This window comes from Ruegeria sp. CDSB136 (assembly GCF_059610965.1).
Genome location: NZ_JBXWOP010000004.1, coordinates 246,266 through 261,972, shown reverse-complemented (window position 1 = coordinate 261,972; position 15,707 = coordinate 246,266). Strand labels below are relative to the sequence as shown.

Here is a 15,707-nt window from a genome sequence, read left to right as displayed (position 1 = left end):
GCCGTATCCACGATCATAAAATCAACCGGCTCGACGAATTGCTTCCCTGGAACTGGCTGCCAGCATCTGCCGAAAACTGCAAGGCGGCCTAAATCGGGCGGTTACGAAGCAACTGCAAAGCGAGACCTAGCTAAGGAAGCTAGTAAGGCATCGCGCCGGGTCAAAACTCCTAAGAAGAAAGCGACTACTGCTGCTGTACCGAAGCCGAGGCGCGCCAACATACTAGGTGCAGAAAAATCCATCATCGAAGGGATTCCGACAGCGAGCTTGGAAAGGCTGTTCGCGCTTTGGGTGCAGAATGTGCAGCGCGTAGGAGACCAAGAACAACGTTTCAAACACGAAGCCGCAAAACGTATCATTGTGGCAGTAGAAAAGGAATGGGAACGTAGGCTTCCGTATAGCTTTCATTGCATAGCACCTTGTTCTAAAAGAAGAAGAAAAGATAACTATCCCGACTGAGCTTATCGATTTTCCGGCTTCAGGCAAGGTGGTAGTTTCGACTTCGGTGAAAGCCAGGAAGTATTGAGACTAGTTGTGGTGGCACGCCAGCAGTTGAGAAGAACTGCCCCTAAAGTGCCCCTAAACCCAAAATCGGCCCCTGGCCCAAAAAACAAAAAAGCCCTCAAGTCATTGCGACTTAAGGGCTTTTTATGGCTCCGGCGGTAGGGATCGAACCTACGACCAATTGATTAACAGTCAACTGCTCTACCGCTGAGCTACGCCGGAATTGAGGGCCGTATAGCAACCTCGGATTTCGCCGTCCAGAGCAGAACGACCGGAAGAACGAAAATTCTTTTCGACTTATTCTACCCTGTGAAAACAAGCGTCGGCCGACAATTTTCCTGTCGGACGGACGCACGATTTTCCCCAAAGATCAACGAGATGCGCAAAAACATTCCGCTCGGCTGCCGGCAGAAGTGTTTCTGGCGTGTCGGTGTAGATCCGTATGGCCAGCTCACGGGCGGTGCCAGGGTTATGGCTGAGCGTCTGCAGTATCTGGGCTTCACGGCTTCTTCGGTGGCTGATCAGCCAGTCCAACCGGGCGGCGGGATCGGCAATGGGTGAACCATGTCCCGCGTGAAAGACAGACCAGTCACGGGCACGAAGACGTTCACAGGCGACCATGAAGTCGGTCAGATCCCCGTCCGGTGGAGACACCAGAGAACTGGCCCAGCCCATCACGTGATCCGCTGTAAAGCACACATCACCCCAGGCGAGCGCGATGTGGTTTCCCAGATGGCCCGGCGTATGAATAACCTCGACCTGCCAGCCGTCGCCGTCAACGGTTTCGCCGTCTGCCAGTTCGACATGCGGGCGAAAATCCCCGTCTATTCCTTCACCACCGCCAACAAGGTCGTTCTGCGCAAGTTCGCGCATTACGTCGCTGCGCCCAGCCTCGGGGCCGCCAAAAGCCAGAATCGGCGCACCGGTGCGGGCGGACAAAGGGGCGGCGAGGGGAGAATGGTCCAGATGGCTGTGGGTGACAAAGATGTGGCTGATCTTCTGCCTAGGGTTCAGCGCGCCCAGAATGGCGTCGAGATGCGGTTCGCTGAGGGGGCCGGGATCGATAACCGCGATGTTGCCTGAGCCCAGCAGATAAGTATTGGTCCCGCGATACGTCATCGGTGACGGGTTTGGAGCTACGATGCGTCTGAGGCCGGGTTGCAATTGCTCGGCCTGTCCTGTCGGCGGGTCGAAATCGTCGGGGGCTTGCATGGGCGATGTGCTCTTTCTCTTGCCGGTGCGGCTCGCTAGGTTTAGCGCATGTCAACGCATTGGCTCAAACCATATATGCCGCGCAGCCTGTACACCCGGGCTGCCTTGATCATTGTTCTGCCGGTCGCTGTCCTGCTGCTGGTGGTGGGAATCGCGTTTCTGCAAAAACACCTGGAGGATGTCACCGCGCAGATGACGCGCGCGACGTCGCGTGAAGTGATGCTGGTGACCGAGGCCGTTGAACACGCCGAAACGCAGCAGCAGGTGTTGGCTGCGATACGGCCCGAACTGGCCACGCTCGAAATGCAGCTTCGGTTTCTTGACCTGAACGAACAGCCCGATGTCGGCAGGCGGCGCTGGTACGATTTCATCGCGCCTCAGGTGGAAGCGGAATTGCGAGCGCTGATTCCGAATCTGACGGCTGTGGCCCTTCCCAGCGGTCACGAAGCCCGGCTGTACCTGGATACGGACCTGGGACTGCTACAACTGACATTCGACCGTCGCCGCCTGTCACCTACAACACCACATCAGTTGATTGTTACGATGGTGTTCTTCGCCATAGTGATGACAACGATATCTTTTCTGTACATGCGTAATCAGCTGCGACCGATCACCCGGCTGGCAAACGCGGCCCAGGCCTTCGGGCGGGGCAGGGTCGTGCCGTATTCACCCGGAGGCGCCACCGAAGTTCGCGCGGCCGGAAGCGCCTTTCTGGACATGCGCGCGCGGATCGAACGTCAGATGGAACAACGTACCCTGATGTTGTCCGGGGTCAGCCACGACCTGAGAACGCCGTTGACGCGTCTGAAACTGGGTCTGTCGATGTTGCCCGAGGATGAAGCAGCGCCCCTGTTGCAGGACGTGAATGAGATGCAATCACTGCTGGATGCATTTCTGGAGTTTTCGCGGGGTGCCGCCGAGGGCGCACCGGAAGAAGTGAACCCGGAAATCCTGCTGCGGCAGATTGTGGACGATGCACAACGCGCCGGGCTAGCGGTTGAACTGGTTTCAGTCGAAGGCGGAGGAACCGTGATGTTGCGCCCGACGGCATTTCGGCGCGCCGTTGAAAATCTGATCGGTAATGCGGTTCGCTATGGCAACAAGGCAGAGGTCAGTCTGACCCTGACGCAGAAGTCGTTGCGGGTCAGGGTCGAAGATGACGGACCCGGCATCCCTGCGGAACAGCGCACCGAGGCGGTCAAGCCCTTCACCCGGCTTGATCCGTCCCGGAATCAAAACAAGGGCAGCGGCGTGGGATTGGGGCTGGCGATTGTGGCCGACATAGCCCGCGCGCATGGCGGCGTTTTGCGGCTGGCCGAAAGCAGCCGACTGGGCGGACTGTGTGCGGATATCATTATTGGACGGTAACGGCAGTTCCGGCGCGAATCGCGGCTACGATTGCGGAGGGCTTCCGGACCGGAATCTTGAAACTGCGCTCTATGGGAAGAATACCCGGTAACCTTTGCCTTTTCGGTCTTCGTTTCATATTTCGGCTGAAAGCAAATTGAGTGCCTTGGCCGGCCGTCGGTAATGCAATAGCGTTACACCGTTGACATTGTCCGGGCATTCCCCGAATTACTTTGGGAGGCAAGGGCCGTTAGCTCATCTGGATAGAGCGCCAAATTCCTAATTTGGAGGCAGCAGGTTCGAGTCCTGCACGGCTCACCACTTTTCCGGTATTCACCCTCTCGCAGCGCAAGGTTTGGCACAACTGACTAAGGTTATGATTCTGGACCGCGAATCGGAACTATTGTTCCTTGTCCAACTAACACCCGAACAGTACTTGAACGTAATATGAGGAAATCCACTCTCCTAGGGGATGAGGGACTTGAACCCCCAACCAAAGCGTTATGAGCGCTCTGCTCTAACCAATTGAGCTAATCCCCCAGGAACACGCGCTACGTACAGCAATGTTATCGGCACGCCAAGAGTGTTCAGTGCTCAATCTGAAATTCTTGGCGTTCATGACATCCGGCGGCGTTCAGTGACACACCTGTTGCGCCTGACCGTTGCAACGCGCGGCGCAATCGAATAACCCGCGCGAATAGCATTCAGGAAGGGTTGGCCATGACAGCGGGCAAGAACGGAATCACCTATGCTGACGCAGGTGTCGATATTGATGCGGGAAACGCATTGGTCGACCGCATTAAACCTGCGGCCAAGCGGACCAATCGTTCCGGAGTGATGAGCGGCCTGGGCGGGTTTGGCGCCTTGTTTGATCTGAAAGACGCGGGATACACCGATCCGATCCTGGTGGGTGCCACGGACGGAGTTGGAACGAAACTGCGGATTGCCATTGATACTGGCGTTGTCGACGGCGTGGGCATCGATCTTGTCGCCATGTGTGTCAACGACCTGATCTGTCAGGGGGCCGAGCCGCTGTTTTTCCTGGACTACTTTGCGACCGGCAAGCTGGATACCGATACGGCCGCTCGGATCATCGAAGGTATCGCTGAAGGTTGCGTTCAGTCCGGCTGTGCCCTGATCGGTGGTGAGACGGCGGAAATGCCGGGCATGTACCCGGAAGGAGATTTCGATCTGGCCGGCTTCTCGGTCGGTGCCATGGAACGCGGTGCACATCTTCCGGCAGGTGTGCGGCAAGGCGATGTTCTGCTGGGACTGGCGTCCAATGGGGTGCATTCCAACGGGTATTCGCTGGTGCGCAAACTGGTCGAGATGTCGGGCCTGGGCTGGGATGCAGATTCTCCGTTTGGTGACGGGTCGTTGGGCGAGGCATTGCTGACCCCGACTCGGCTTTATGTGAAACAAGCACTGCGGGCGATCCGGGCCGGGGGCGTACATGCGCTGGCCCATATTACCGGTGGCGGTCTGACCGAAAACCTGCCTCGGGTTCTGCCCGACGATCTGGGTGCCGAAATCGATTTGAGTTCGTGGACACTGCCCCCGGTCTTTGGCTGGATGGCTCAGGTCGGCGGCATTGCCGAAGCCGAGATGCTCAAGACTTTCAACTGCGGCATCGGCATGATCGTTGTCTGCGCCGCTGACCGTGCTGATGAATTGGCAAACCTGTTGACTGAAGCCGGAGAAACCGTTTCCCGCATTGGCACCGTTACCGATCAGCCCGGTGTGTCCTATTCCGGTAAATTGCTGTGAGCCATAAGCGCGTCGCCATCCTGATTTCCGGTGGCGGATCGAACATGGTGTCTTTGGTTGACAGTATGACCGACGACCATCCGGCGCGGCCCTGTCTGGTTCTGGCCAATAACGCGCAGGCCGGCGGTTTAAGAAAGGCCACGGATCGGGGCATTCCGACCGCTGTGGTGGATCACCGCCCGTTCAACGGTGATCGCGCCGCTTTCGAAGCCGAACTGTTGAAACACTTGCAGGAAGCACAGCCGGATATTGTGTGCCTCGCCGGATTCATGCGGGTGCTGACCGGCGATTTCGTTTCCCAGTTTCAGGGCAGGATGCTGAATATCCACCCCTCTCTGCTGCCCAAGTACAAAGGTCTGGACACGCATGCCCGGGCCATCGCGGCGGGCGACGCAGAGCATGGATGCTCGGTGCACGAAGTCACCGCTGCACTGGATGACGGGCCGATACTGGGACAGGCGCGAGTCAGGGTCGAAGCAGGCGATACGCCGGAATCTTTGGCGGAGCGCGTGCTGGCCTGGGAACACAAACTGTATCCTGCCGTGCTGAGAAGGTATGCAGAAGGCAACAGGTCGCCAGTTCTGCTACCGTGATCCGCTGTGGGTGATTTACACGCGGCTGTTATTCTGCCTATGGTTTGCTCAAAGGCTCGGGACGAGGTCAAAAACGGGCTGTTGAAAGAGCAAGAGCAAGAACAGTACGGCGAATGAAAACCCTGACAACGACGCAAGAGCTGGCCGCATTCTGCAAGGCCGCGGCGGACTTCCCTTATGTCACCGTGGACACCGAGTTTCTGCGCGAGCGTACCTATTATTCGAAACTCTGCCTGGTTCAGCTTGCCGTCCCTTCCAACGACGAAGACAGCGCCGTTCTGGTGGACCCACTGTCGGATGGGCTGTCGCTTGAACCGCTTTTCGACCTGTTTCGGAATGAGGACGTCGTCAAGGTGTTCCACGCTGCGCGTCAGGATCTGGAGATTTTCTGGGTCGAGGCGGGTGTCTTCCCAAAACCCCTGTTCGATACGCAGGTGGCCGCAATGGTCTGCGGATTTGGCGAACAGGTCGGCTATGAGACGCTTGTGCGCAAGATTTGCCGACAGGGCGTGGACAAGACTTCTCGCTTTACGGATTGGTCACGGCGCCCGCTGACCGATGCGCAAAAGACCTATGCGCTGGCGGACGTGACCCACCTGCGTCAGATTTACGAACATCTTGCGGCTGAGCTGGAAAAAACACGCCGCAGCCATTGGGTGGCTGAAGAATTGCGCACCCTGACCGAGGCTGGCACTTATGAAATGCGGCCTGAGGAAGCTTGGAAGCGTGTCAAAACGCGCACGAATTCGGCAAGATTTCTGGCTGTCGTGCGTGAGCTTGCCAAGTTTCGCGAGGCATACGCGCAGGAAAACAATGTGCCACGCAGTCGCGTGTTCAAGGATGACGCATTGATCGAGCTGGCATCGACCAAACCGAAAACGGCATCAGATCTGGGCGGTTCACGTTTGTTGCTGCGCGAGGCGCGCAAAGGCGTAATTGCCAACGGGATTCTGGCAGCGGTTGAAACGGGTGTGAATTGCCCTGCGTCGGATCTGCCGCTGGTCGACAAGGCGCGCGACAACCTCAAGGTCAACCCGGCGCTATCTGACTTGCTGCGGGTTCTGCTGAAGTCAAAAACCGAGAGTTCGGGTGTGGCGGCCAAACTGATTGCAACCAGTTCCGAGCTGGATCAGATCGCTGCAGGCGAACGCGAACTGCCAGCCATGTCCGGTTGGCGGTTTGAGGTATTTGGTGAAGACGCCCTGAAACTGTGTGAGGGCAAGATCGCCCTGGCCGCCAAAGGGCAGGTCGTGAAGGTCGTTTCCCTCTGACGCCGATCAGCGCCGCCGCGATTCCAACGTATTCTGCTGGCCAACCACCCGCACCAAACGGATGGATTGCAGATCCTGCAGGCTGACATTGATCGCGTCCGAAACCATCCGGGACCGCTCGGAGCCCTGACGCGTCTGGGCTTTTGGGTAATTTACCCGAAAGCCGAATTCCAGAACGCCGTTTTTCGAGTTCTCTTCACTAACAACAGGAACCAGACGCGCATTGAAGGCGCCCTGGCGTATTGCCGTGCCGGATGCATAGACAATTGCGCCCGAGGGTGTTGGATCTATCCTCAGTTCATCAATCCTTGCCAGCAGGACGCTCGTATCCGCTTCTTCGGGGCGGGAAAACAGGCCGGTTCCGGTGCGTTGCTTCGGGATAAGCGCATTGGCTTCGTCGACCGGAACTTCCTCCGGTGGGGGCGTGCCCGGACCAAACCAGTTCGAAGGGTTCGCCCGAGAATCGCGCCAGCTATTGCAGGCAGACAGGGTCAGCGATGCGACCATTAGAACGGTGAGTGTTTTTTTCATGGTCTCAAAGCCCTGAGCAGTAGTTCCGACAATGGGTTAGCGCAATTTCAATGCTTTGAAAAGCCGGACTGGGACTGGACAGACGCGCATGCTCGGCATAGGTCAAAAAAGCGAAGGTAACAAAAGGACCGCGGCAACATGGCAACGCCTGCCTTTGAAGAGATCGTCGAGGATTTCGAGTTCCTTGAGGACTGGGAAGACCGGTATCGTCATGTCATCGATCAGGGCAAGGCGATGGAACCTCTGGACGAGGCGCTGAAGGTTCCGGCCACAAAGGTTCATGGATGCGCCAGCCAGGTCTGGCTGCATCCGATGATTGACAACGGTGTTTTTCGTTTTGATGGCGACAGCGATGCGTTGATCGTGCGCGGTCTGATTGCGGTGTTGCGGTCGTTGTACAATGGGTTGCCAGTGCGTGACGTGCCGATGGTGGACGCCGGCGGGGAACTGGCGAGATTGGGTCTGAATGATCATTTGTCAGCGCAACGGTCCAACGGCCTGCGTTCGATGATCGAACGGATTCGCGACGTAGCGCGGGAAAACGCCTGATCGGGACGGGCGAGGGACCAGCCCGGGCGCCAAGGTGTTGTCAAACAGAAGAAGACCGGGCTGCCCAGTCTGCCAGCGTGGTTTCGAGATCTCCGTACCCGGTAAACCGCCGCTCGAATTCCAGGCCCATGCGGTCGGCGCAGTCGCGCGCGCGAGCGGTCAGGTCGGGGTCGTCGGTTTGTGCCTGGTACACCAGCTTGGTGTAGTTGCCGAAATACATGTCGCGCAGTTCAGGGTGCCGATCGAGGCCCAAAGGTTTCCAAATGAACGCATCAAACTGGCGGGCCAGAAAGTCGGTTAGATAGAAAGCCGTGGTTTCATCCTCACCGCGCGCCTCGAACCGGGTGTTACCTTCGAAGAAGGAATAGCAATGCGGTCCCTGAACCATTTCGACACCCAGTTCGGCGCACGCCTTTTGCAGAAGCCCTCCGGTTCCGCAATCGGCGTAGACAACAAAGATCCGGTCATAGTTGTCGCGATGTTTGGCGATGGCGTCCTCAACGGCCCGAGTGATGCGATCGGGGTGGATGTGCAGGATGGCGGGCAGGCAGGTCAGCGCCATGTGATCCCAGCCGTTACGCTTTTTCAGATCCAGTATTTCACGTGCCAGCGCGCCGCAAGCCAGCAAAAGGATGCGCCCCTGCTTTTCATCGCCGGAATAGCCTTCGGTTGTAAGGCTGGCATCGTCAGGTAGACGGTCCTGTTGCATTGCATTGCCTCCCGGGCAGTCCTTTGATCAGAAAAGGCGCGATCCATCCATGTGGCAAGCCTTGTCGCGAAATCGAGTTGCAACACGGCAAGAATTGCGACCGGGCGAACAAAAAAAGCCGCCCTGTGGCGGGCGGCTTAATGAACTCAGTCCTGAGCTTGTCAGCCCGCCATTTGATTGTGCTTGCGCGACACAAAGTCCTTGGCGGTTTCCACAGCCACGGCCGCATCGCGGCAATAGGCGTCTGCGCCAATCGCTTTGCCGAACTCTTCGTTCAGGGGGGCGCCGCCTACCAGAACAATATAGTCATCGCGAACGCCCTGTTCGACCAGGGTGTCGATCACCACCTTCATGTAAGGCATTGTGGTGGTCAGAAGGGCCGACATGCCCAGAATGTCCGGCTCTTCCGATTCCAGCGCTTCCAGGTAGTTTTCGACCGGGTTGTTGATGCCGATGTCGACCACGTCAAAACCGGCACCTTCCATCATCATCGACACGAGGTTTTTGCCGATGTCGTGGATGTCGCCCTTGACGGTTCCGATCACCATCTTGCCCACGCGTGGGGCACCGGTTTCGGCCAGCAGCGGCTTCAGGATCGCCATGCCACCCTTCATCGCGTTTGCAGCCAGCAGTACTTCGGGAACGAACAGGATGCCGTCACGGAAGTCATGGCCAACGATGGTCATGCCGCCGACCAGCGCTTTGGTCAGAATGTCGTAAGGGGTCCATCCGCGTTCCAGCAGGATGTTCACACCTTCTTCGATTTCTTCTTTCAGGCCGTCATAAAGATCGTCGAACATCTGTTCGACAAGTTCGTCGTCATTCAGTTCGGACAGGACGATGTCTTCCTCATCGGACATGGGGCATTTCCCTGAGCTGTGCGGACCCTTGGCCCGTGGTGGCGTTTTTCCCGTTTTGACCATTTTGCCGCAGTTCGACTGTGACGATTGCGACGTCGGCCGTTCCGGGACCGACTTATAGGTTAAATTATTGACCCGCCCGAATGAATAATTTGCAGAATGATCCTGCAACTCATTCAGATTATGGCAAAGCCACGGACCTATGGCCTGACTCCGGATTCCATCGCTGTAGCGCGGCGATAATTTGGCGGAAATCGATGCTTGTGTCGGGGAAAAGCTGCATCTAAATTGCAATGGAACAAAAAGAGAACAACGGGATGCAGCAACCTAACATTCGTGGCAGAGGTGTCGCGACAAACGCAACGGGGCGGTTTGAACGGTTGCAAACCATTGCCTGCGATGACGGTTGGGACATTGAAGAAGATCTTCCGCCCGTACGCACGGAGTTGCGAGATGAATCCGCCCGTAGCCTGATCACCTATAACCGGTCGCCGGATCTTTCGTTCGACAGATCGGTTAACCCTTATCGTGGGTGCGAACATGGGTGCGTGTATTGTTTTGCTCGCCCGACTCATGCCTACCTGGGATTGTCGCCGGGCTTGGATTTTGAAACCCGTCTGATTGCGCGCCGCAACGCCGCCGAAATCCTGCGGCGCGAGATGTCATCCAAAAGCTACCGGGTTGCGCCAATAGCAATCGGTACGAATACCGATCCCTATCAGCCGGTCGAGAAAACCCGTTTGATTACAAGGTCGTGCCTGTCCGTTCTCAAGGACTTCCAGCATCCGGTCGCGGTTGTCACCAAGGGTGCGCTGATCGAACGAGATCTGGATATTCTGGCGCCCATGGCTGAACGCGGATTGGCGTGCGTCGGGGTTTCTTTGACGACGCTGGATGCGCAACTGTCCCGCAGGCTTGAGCCTCGTGCACCATCGCCACAGCGCCGCCTGCGGATGATCCGGCAGTTGGCTGGGGCAGGGGTCCCGGTTCGTGTCATGACCTCACCGGTCGTGCCCGGGCTGACAGACCACGAGCTCGAAAACCTGCTTGAGGCCGGGAAGGAGGCCGGGGCCGAGTCCGCCAGCTGGATCATGCTGCGCCTGCCACGGGAAGTCTCGGAGCTTTGGCGCGAATGGCTGTTGGAGCATGAGCCGGCACGGGCGAACAAGATCATGTCATTGTTGCGGGACATGCATGGAGGACGTGAATACGACCCGCGTTGGGGTCACAGAATGCGCGGCGAAGGTGAATATGCGCAGATCATCGCCAAACGCTTCAGGCTGGCGACCAAACGATTGCAACTGAGTACCCGAACAACGCCCTTGCGGTGTGACCTGTTTGAACGGCCGCCTCAGGCTGGGGACCAACTAAGCCTGTTCTAACGAAAAACGCCCCGGGCAGGCCGGGGCGTTCTGCGAAAATAGTCAGCTGCGATCAGCGGTTTTCGATATCCACATAGTCGCGCATTGTTTCGCCCAGATACAGCTGGCGCGGACGACCGATCTTGTTCTGAGGATCGGCAATCATCTCTTTCCACTGGCTGACCCAGCCAACGGTGCGGGACAGCGCAAAGATCGGGGTGAACATCGAAGTCGGGAAACCCATCGCTTCGAGAATGATGCCCGAGTAGAAGTCGACATTCGGGAACAGCTTCTTCTCGGCGAAATACGGGTCATCCAGCGCCTGCTTTTCCAGCGCCTTTGCAACCTGCAGTTTTGGGTTATCTTCGATACCCAGCAGGTCCAGAACCTCGTCCGCCGATTGCTTCATCACTTTGGCGCGGGGGTCAAAGTTCTTGTAGACGCGGTGGCCAAAGCCCATCAGGCGGAACGGGTCGTTCTTGTCCTTGGCGCGGGCGATGTACTCCGGAATACGATCCACGCTGCCGATCTCTTCCAGCATCTCAAGACAGGCCTGGTTGGCGCCACCATGCGCAGGACCCCAAAGGCATGCAACACCCGCTGCGATACAGGCAAACGGGTTCGCGCCCGAAGACGAAGCCAGGCGCACGGTCGAGGTCGAGGCGTTCTGCTCGTGATCTGCGTGCAGCGTCAAAATCCGGTCCATTGCTCGGCTCAGGATCGGGTTTACTTCATATTCCTCTGCCGGCACTGCAAAGCACATGCTCAGGAAGTTGGACGCATAATCAAGATCATTACGCGGATAAACGAAGGGTTGGCCGATGTGGTACTTGAACGCCCAGGCGGCAATTGTCGGCATCTTGGCGATCAGACGGTGCGACGCGACTTCACGCTGGTGTGGGTCCGAAATGTCGGTGGAATCGTGGTAAAACGCCGACATTGCACCAACAACGCCCACCATGATCGCCATCGGATGCGCGTCCCGGCGGAAACCACGGTAGAAATACTGCATCTGCTCATGCAGCATTGTGTGCCGCGTGATCGTGGTTTCGAACTTCTCCAGATCCTTTGCGACCGGCAGTTCCCCGTAGAGCAGCAGATAGCAGACTTCGAGGAAATGCGACTTCTCGGCCAGTTGGTCGATTGGATAGCCCCGATGCAGCAACTCACCCTTTTCGCCGTCGATGTAAGTGATCGTGCTGTCGCAGCTTGCGGTCGAAGTGAAACCGGGATCATAGGTAAAGACACCCGCCTCGCTGTACAGTTTGCGGATATCGATGACGTCGGGCCCGGCGGTCGGCGAATGAACCGGCAACTCATAATCCTTGCCATGGACATTCAGAGTGGCTGTTTTTTTGCTGTCGGTCATCTTTGTCCCTTCCTCAATCATGCGCTGGCCGGATCACAGTCCGACCTTGCGGCGACGGCTGTACGCAGGCGTACAGACCGGGTGTTAGCCGAGCAGCGTTACCCGAATATGAAGATTGGGTTTATTTCGCTGCATCAGAAAGCCGTGCCAGGGTCTCATCCCGTCCCAGCACAAGCATCATGTCAAAAACCGAAGGCGTTACAGCCCGACCTGCCAGCGCCGCCCGCAAGGGACCGGCCAGCTTGCCGAACTTGAGTCCCTGAGATTCAGCAAACGAATTCAGGGCGTCCTCCAGCTCGCTTCGCGTCCAGCTAACATTTTGCACGTGCGGCGTCAATTCTCTCAGTATACCATCGGATACAGATGAAAGAGCTTTTGCCGCTTTCTCATCGAGCTCGATGGGACGTGACGTCAGAACAAAATGTGCTTTTTCAAGCAGTTCGGGGAAAGTCCGTGCCCGATCCTTGAGGCAATACATCGCACGCTCGAGATCACCACTTTGTGTCGCGCTGAGAGCAGGTTCGCCGGCGGCGGCCAGGTAGGCTTCGATTTCTTGCCGCAGCGCAGCATCGTCCGAAATCGCGACGTGCTGGCCGCACAGGTTTTCCAGCTTTTTCAGATCGAAACGGGCCGGGCTTTTGCCGATACCGTCCAGGTCGAACCATTCTTTGGCCTGTGCATCGGTGAAGAACTCATCATCTCCGTGGCTCCAGCCCAGGCGCGCCAGATAATTGCGCATTCCAGCAGCAGGATAACCCAATGCCTGGTATTCCTGTGCCCCCAATGCGCCATGGCGTTTGCTGAGTTTCTTGCCGTCAGGCCCGTGAATCAGCGGGATGTGGGCCCAGACCGGGACATCCCAGCCCATCGCCTGATAGATCATCATCTGGCGGGCAGCGTTATTAAGATGGTCGTCGCCACGAATGACGTGGGTCACGCCCATATCGTGATCATCGACCACGACGGCCAACATATAGACGGGGGTGCCGTCCGACCGCAGCAGAACCATGTCGTCCAACTGGTCGTTGCGTATGGTTACGTCGCCCTGAACCTGATCGTGGATAACGGTGCCGCCTTCCTTCGGGGCCTTGATGCGGATCACATACGGCGCGTCGGGGTGCGAGGCCGGGTCAGCGTCGCGCCAGGGGCTGCGGAAAAGGGTCGATTTTCCCTCGGCGCGCGCCTGTTCGCGGAAGGCGGCGATCTCGTCCTGTGTCGAGAAACACTTGTAAGCCTTTCCTTCGGCCAGCAATTGCAGCGCAACTTCGGCGTGGCGGTCCGCGCCCTCGAACTGGCTGATCACATCCCCGTCATGATCCAGACCCAGCCAGGCCATGCCCTGCAGGATGGCTTCTGTTGCTTCCGGGGTCGAACGTTCACGGTCGGTATCCTCGATCCGCAGCAGGAACTTACCGTCACGTCCCCGCGCATACAGCCAGTTGAACAGCGCGGTCCGCGCGCCACCGATATGCAAAAAACCGGTGGGGGAAGGGGCAAAACGGGTGACGACCTGATCGGACATTGTGTTGATTAACCTTTTGGTAACCGTGTCGGGTTTAGTTTGGCGCCTGTCTAACGAGCCCGAAGGACGGGGGCAACCATGCGCGTTCTTGCACGGATTGAGGTCGCGCTGCGGAACCAGAGTGGGTCTTTGTTCCACTGGTCTCCGGTTTGTCTGGCCGCAGGCGTTGGCCTGTACTTCAGTTTGCGGTTCGAGCCGGACCGGGAGCTGTATGTTTGGGTGGCTGGAATTGGCTTGGCAATCGGGATCCTCGGGGTTCGGTTGCGGTCCGGCTGGGCGGCGTTGGCATTGGGGGGTGCGCTGATCGCTGGCGGGTTCATTCTTGCTGGCGCGCGTTCCCACATGGTGGCAGAGCCGGTCCTGTCGTGGCGTTACTACGGCCCGGTCGAGGGGCGGGTCGTGGCCCTGGATCGCTCTGCGTCGGATGCGCTGCGGGTCACGCTGGACCGGGTACGATTAGGGGATCTACCCGTGAACAGCAGGCCCCGGCGCATCCGGCTTTCTTTGCACGGTAGTGTGGGGCCTCTGGTTCCGGGGCAACGGATTATGACGACGGCTCATCTTTCGCCACCCCAGGGTCCGGTGGAACCTGGCGGGTTCGATTTCCGCCGACATGCATGGTTCCAGCGCCTGGGGGCCGTTGGATACACGCGCGTTCCATTACTTACCACCGAAGCGGCGACAGTAGGTGACAGCCAAATTTGGATCGCGTCCTGGCGGGCCACGATTTCGAGCAAGGTTCGTTCAGTCCTGCCCGGTGAGGTCGGAGGATTTGCCGCTGCCGTTACAACAGGGGACCGCAGCGGCATGGGGCAATCCACGCTTGAAAGCCTGCGGGCCTCGAATCTGGCACATCTACTTGCGATATCCGGCCTGCATATGGGGCTGCTGACCGGGTTCGTTTATGTGATTTGCCGTATCGGGCTTTCTTCGGTTCCTCCATTGGCATTGCGCGCACCAGTTCGAAAGCTGGCAGCGCTTTGCGCTCTGTTCGCCGCCGTGATCTATCTGCTGCTTTCCGGTGGAAATGTCGCAACGGAAAGAGCCTTTATCATGGTTAGTGTCATGTTTGGGGCCGTGCTGATCGACCGGCGAGCGATCTCTCTGCGCACAGTAGCGGTAGCCGCATTAGCAGTATTGGTTCTGCGCCCGGAATCTTTGCTGAGCCCGGGCTTTCAGATGTCATTTGCTGCCACTACAGCCCTGGTTGTTGTGTTTGGTGCATTGCGAGATTTTGGCCCGCTCCCCGGTCCCAAATGGCTTAGACCGGTTGCAGGAGTCCTCTTGTCATCTGCAATTGCAGGCCTGGCAACTGCCCCGATCGGCGCGGCGCATTTCAACACGATGTCGCACTACGGGTTGCTGGCGAACGTTTTGTCGGTACCTGTGATGGGAACAATCGTGGTCCCATCGGCCGTGGTTGCGGCCTTGCTGTCACCCTTTGGGCTGGAAGCACTAGCGTTAAGCGTCATGGGAATCGGCCTGCGCTGGATTTTGGGCGTTTCCGAATGGGTGTCAGGGCTGGAAGGCGCGCAGGGCTTTATCGCCAGCCCACCAGACTTTGTGCTGCCGGTGCTTGCGCTGGGTGCTTTGTGGTTATCTCTGTGGCATGGCAAGGCAAGATGGGCCGGTGTGGTGCCCGTTGCCACGGCTTTTCTATTGTGGGGGCAGGGGCATCGCCCCGAGGTTCTTATCGCCGATTCTGGCGCGTTGGTTGGTGTGATGACCGAGAACGGTCGGGCGTTAAGCAAGGCGAAAGGAAGCGGCTTTGTCGCGTCGGTCTGGCTTGAGAACGACGGTGACGGTGTTGATCAGGTGCTTGCAGCCGGAAGGTGGCCGCAGACGGATAAAAAAATCGCCCGATATGACCTGAAAGGCACTGAACTGGTACATCTGTCCGGCAAAAAGGCGGTTCAACTGTTTGATGAATGCAAATCCAACCAGATCATCGTGTCTGCTTTTGAACTGTCGTTGAGCGGGGGATGCCAAATCATCGATGCTGGGATTCTGCGACAGACCGGCAGCCTTTCCATCTCGGGTCAGACTGTGCGAACAAGCTCGGAACTGTCGGGCCAAAGGCTATGGTCCCCGGGCAGGCCCGGGAACTCCTGA

The 15,707-nt window shown here is 57.9% G+C and carries 14 protein-coding genes and 3 tRNA genes; 9 read left to right on the top strand and 8 right to left on the bottom strand.

Annotated features, from left to right (window positions below; translation table 11 throughout):
* A partial coding sequence (locus tag AC2FIR_RS06805; protein ID WP_496762081.1) for a hypothetical protein occupies window positions 1-459 on the top strand: 459 nt, incomplete at its 5' end.
* A 192-nt stretch (window positions 460-651) separates the two neighbouring features.
* On the opposite strand, the gene AC2FIR_RS06800 is transcribed toward AC2FIR_RS06805, so the two are convergent.
* Together AC2FIR_RS06800 and AC2FIR_RS06795 are read right to left on the bottom strand one after the other, a co-directional pair.
* Window positions 652-726, bottom strand: a tRNA-Asn gene (locus AC2FIR_RS06800).
* A gap of 75 nt (window positions 727-801) precedes the next feature.
* A complete protein-coding gene (locus AC2FIR_RS06795) occupies window positions 802-1,716 on the bottom strand; it encodes an MBL fold metallo-hydrolase (protein WP_496743953.1) in 915 nt (304 codons plus the stop codon).
* Between the two features lie 48 nt (window positions 1,717-1,764).
* Here AC2FIR_RS06795 and AC2FIR_RS06790 point away from each other — a divergent pair, with 48 nt between their 5' ends.
* Window positions 1,765-3,084, top strand: coding sequence for an ATP-binding protein (locus AC2FIR_RS06790; RefSeq protein ID WP_496743955.1), 1,320 nt, complete (start codon window positions 1,765-1,767; stop codon window positions 3,082-3,084).
* Window positions 3,085-3,307: 223 nt separating this feature from the next.
* A tRNA-Arg gene (locus AC2FIR_RS06785) sits at window positions 3,308-3,384 on the top strand.
* 145 nt (window positions 3,385-3,529) lie between these two features.
* Here AC2FIR_RS06785 and AC2FIR_RS06780 read toward each other — a convergent pair.
* Window positions 3,530-3,603: transfer RNA gene (locus AC2FIR_RS06780), tRNA-Met, on the bottom strand.
* A gap of 180 nt (window positions 3,604-3,783) precedes the next feature.
* On the opposite strand from AC2FIR_RS06780, the gene purM reads away from it, so the two are divergent.
* The 3 genes from purM (at window position 3,784) to rnd (ending at window position 6,694) form a co-directional block, all read left to right on the top strand.
* The gene (gene purM, locus AC2FIR_RS06775) at window positions 3,784-4,830 is read left to right on the top strand and encodes a phosphoribosylformylglycinamidine cyclo-ligase (protein WP_480910751.1); all 1,047 of its coding nucleotides are present in this window, start codon (window positions 3,784-3,786) and stop codon (window positions 4,828-4,830) included.
* Complete coding sequence (gene purN / locus AC2FIR_RS06770) at window positions 4,827-5,423, top strand: phosphoribosylglycinamide formyltransferase (RefSeq protein WP_480910748.1); 597 nt, start codon at window positions 4,827-4,829, stop codon at window positions 5,421-5,423. Before purM ends, purN begins: the two co-directional genes overlap by 4 nt.
* Before the next feature lie 113 nt (window positions 5,424-5,536).
* Window positions 5,537-6,694, top strand: a complete 1,158-nt coding sequence (gene rnd / locus AC2FIR_RS06765) for a ribonuclease D (RefSeq protein ID WP_496743958.1) — start codon at window positions 5,537-5,539, stop codon at window positions 6,692-6,694.
* 6 nt (window positions 6,695-6,700) lie between these two features.
* Here rnd and AC2FIR_RS06760 read toward each other — a convergent pair whose 3' ends face one another.
* Window positions 6,701-7,225 (bottom strand): hypothetical protein, encoded by a 525-nt coding sequence (locus tag AC2FIR_RS06760; protein ID WP_496743960.1) that lies wholly within the window; start codon window positions 7,223-7,225, stop codon window positions 6,701-6,703.
* Between the two features lie 138 nt (window positions 7,226-7,363).
* Here AC2FIR_RS06760 and AC2FIR_RS06755 point away from each other — a divergent pair, with 138 nt between their 5' ends.
* Window positions 7,364-7,774, top strand: coding sequence for a SufE family protein (locus AC2FIR_RS06755; RefSeq protein ID WP_170614917.1), 411 nt, complete (start codon window positions 7,364-7,366; stop codon window positions 7,772-7,774).
* 40 nt (window positions 7,775-7,814) lie between these two features.
* On the opposite strand, the gene AC2FIR_RS06750 is transcribed toward AC2FIR_RS06755, so the two are convergent.
* The gene (locus AC2FIR_RS06750) at window positions 7,815-8,483 is read right to left on the bottom strand and encodes a DUF1638 domain-containing protein (protein WP_496743961.1); all 669 of its coding nucleotides are present in this window, start codon (window positions 8,481-8,483) and stop codon (window positions 7,815-7,817) included.
* Between the two features lie 161 nt (window positions 8,484-8,644).
* Window positions 8,645-9,343 (bottom strand): corrinoid protein, encoded by a 699-nt coding sequence (locus AC2FIR_RS06745; protein ID WP_170614919.1) that lies wholly within the window; start codon window positions 9,341-9,343, stop codon window positions 8,645-8,647.
* A 317-nt stretch (window positions 9,344-9,660) separates the two neighbouring features.
* Between AC2FIR_RS06745 and AC2FIR_RS06740 the strand changes: the two genes are divergently transcribed.
* Window positions 9,661-10,725 carry a PA0069 family radical SAM protein gene (locus tag AC2FIR_RS06740; protein WP_496743963.1) on the top strand — a complete coding sequence of 355 codons (1,065 nt, stop codon included), beginning with the start codon at window positions 9,661-9,663 and terminating at the stop codon, window positions 10,723-10,725.
* Window positions 10,726-10,777: 52 nt separating this feature from the next.
* On the opposite strand, the gene gltA is transcribed toward AC2FIR_RS06740, so the two are convergent.
* Together gltA and gltX are read right to left on the bottom strand one after the other, a co-directional pair.
* The gene (gene gltA / locus AC2FIR_RS06735; RefSeq protein ID WP_170614921.1) at window positions 10,778-12,073 is read right to left on the bottom strand and encodes a citrate synthase; all 1,296 of its coding nucleotides are present in this window, start codon (window positions 12,071-12,073) and stop codon (window positions 10,778-10,780) included.
* A 121-nt stretch (window positions 12,074-12,194) separates the two neighbouring features.
* Window positions 12,195-13,595 carry a glutamate--tRNA ligase gene (gene gltX / locus AC2FIR_RS06730; protein WP_496743966.1) on the bottom strand — a complete coding sequence of 467 codons (1,401 nt, stop codon included), beginning with the start codon at window positions 13,593-13,595 and terminating at the stop codon, window positions 12,195-12,197.
* 78 nt (window positions 13,596-13,673) lie between these two features.
* On the opposite strand from gltX, the gene AC2FIR_RS06725 reads away from it, so the two are divergent.
* The gene (locus AC2FIR_RS06725) at window positions 13,674-15,707 is read left to right on the top strand and encodes a ComEC/Rec2 family competence protein (RefSeq protein WP_496762073.1); all 2,034 of its coding nucleotides are present in this window, start codon (window positions 13,674-13,676) and stop codon (window positions 15,705-15,707) included.

Coding starts and splice junctions, on each gene's coding strand:
- gltX (WP_496743966.1), bottom strand. CDS start 13,595: ATGTCCGATCAGGTCGTCACCCGTTTTGCCCCTTCCCCCACCGGTTTT.
- gltA (WP_170614921.1), bottom strand. CDS start 12,073: ATGACCGACAGCAAAAAAACAGCCACTCTGAATGTCCATGGCAAGGAT.
- AC2FIR_RS06755 (WP_170614917.1), top strand. CDS start 7,364: ATGGCAACGCCTGCCTTTGAAGAGATCGTCGAGGATTTCGAGTTCCTT.
- AC2FIR_RS06750 (WP_496743961.1), bottom strand. CDS start 8,483: ATGCAACAGGACCGTCTACCTGACGATGCCAGCCTTACAACCGAAGGC.
- AC2FIR_RS06795 (WP_496743953.1), bottom strand. CDS start 1,716: ATGCAAGCCCCCGACGATTTCGACCCGCCGACAGGACAGGCCGAGCAA.
- AC2FIR_RS06740 (WP_496743963.1), top strand. CDS start 9,661: ATGCAGCAACCTAACATTCGTGGCAGAGGTGTCGCGACAAACGCAACG.
- AC2FIR_RS06725 (WP_496762073.1), top strand. CDS start 13,674: ATGCGCGTTCTTGCACGGATTGAGGTCGCGCTGCGGAACCAGAGTGGG.
- AC2FIR_RS06745 (WP_170614919.1), bottom strand. CDS start 9,343: ATGTCCGATGAGGAAGACATCGTCCTGTCCGAACTGAATGACGACGAA.
- AC2FIR_RS06760 (WP_496743960.1), bottom strand. CDS start 7,225: ATGAAAAAAACACTCACCGTTCTAATGGTCGCATCGCTGACCCTGTCT.
- purM (WP_480910751.1), top strand. CDS start 3,784: ATGACAGCGGGCAAGAACGGAATCACCTATGCTGACGCAGGTGTCGAT.
- AC2FIR_RS06790 (WP_496743955.1), top strand. CDS start 1,765: ATGTCAACGCATTGGCTCAAACCATATATGCCGCGCAGCCTGTACACC.
- rnd (WP_496743958.1), top strand. CDS start 5,537: ATGAAAACCCTGACAACGACGCAAGAGCTGGCCGCATTCTGCAAGGCC.